The organism is Oleiphilus sp. HI0079 (assembly GCF_001635105.1).
The window spans coordinates 1-1,057 of sequence record NZ_LWFT01000204.1 but is presented as its reverse complement, the minus strand read 5'-3'; the positions used below and the strand labels follow the sequence as shown (position 1 = coordinate 1,057).

The window sequence follows — 1,057 nt, the reverse complement described above, 5'->3', positions numbered from 1 at the left end:
GCATCCTTATCGTAGTTGTAGGTATCGCCATTATCGAAGGTATAAAGCATAACTCCTGGGGACAGAACACTGAGAGCCCCATCATTTAAACTCGCAGTGACGGGCATTTTTACCCCCACACTCGTGCCATCCTTCAAGTCGTCTTGCGTCGGAGGAATCAGCGCATCAGCAACGTCCGCTGAAACCAACTTACGAAAGTTGTTATCCGTATAATTTTCAGTCGTCACGCCGTTGGCGTTCCGTGCGGTAATGCTCGCTGAAGGCAAAGTGGCATACGTAAACGGCTGTCCAATATACGTAAAACTGCCGCAGTTTGCAGCGAAGCGACCATCATCCGGCGCGACCACAAAATCGGCAGGCGTGAACCGTCCAATGTTTGCTGATGTTGAGCCGGCAACCGTTTGACCAAAATAGGCTTGAGGCGACGTTGTCAAAGAAAATACACCAACCTCACTCACCTGCTGATCAGTCAAAGTCCGCGAACCTGGCACGGACTCTGTACCATCAAAAACCAAAGAGGTTCGTGCAAGCCCACCAAGATTTCCTCCAGATGGCGAAATGAGTTGATGACTCAAACCAACCGTACCTTGGTAGCTTGGCGCGCTCCCACCTCCATTACATTCTGCTTGAGCAGTGACACTAAAATTACTTCCCGCTGAAGTCAGCACAGAGCAAGCAGCAAGTGCAGCCTGACTCCCTCCTGCACAGGCTGCATTCGCATCATCAGCTTGGATGGTTATTCGTTGAGGCGATACAACAAAAGGGTCTACCGTGACGGCCAAAGCCGAAAATTCAGGTACAGAACCGTCATAAGGCGCTTCATCATGCAGAACATTTAAACCCAGAACTTCACCTACATCATCATAGGCCAATGCGACACTCGCCACGCCGGCATTAAAGTTAGCAGATACATTAATACTGGCCGGCTGGGTTTCACTCACGCCGACGCCATTAAATAAAATGCTTCTTGGCAGTCCAGTATCTTTGACACCCGGAGACTGAGCGATATCCGTATTCACATCACTCCACACTTTCAGATTCTTGGATCCGTCAAATC

1 protein-coding gene is annotated in these 1,057 nt (G+C 49.7%); it reads right to left on the bottom strand.

Annotation, left to right across the window (positions count from 1 at the left end; all coding sequences use genetic code 11):
• On the bottom strand, nucleotides 1-1,019 hold a 1,019-nt coding region (locus tag A3750_RS03030), incomplete at its 3' end, for a DUF6701 domain-containing protein (RefSeq protein WP_197474844.1).
• Nucleotides 1,020-1,057: the final 38 nt, after the last annotated feature.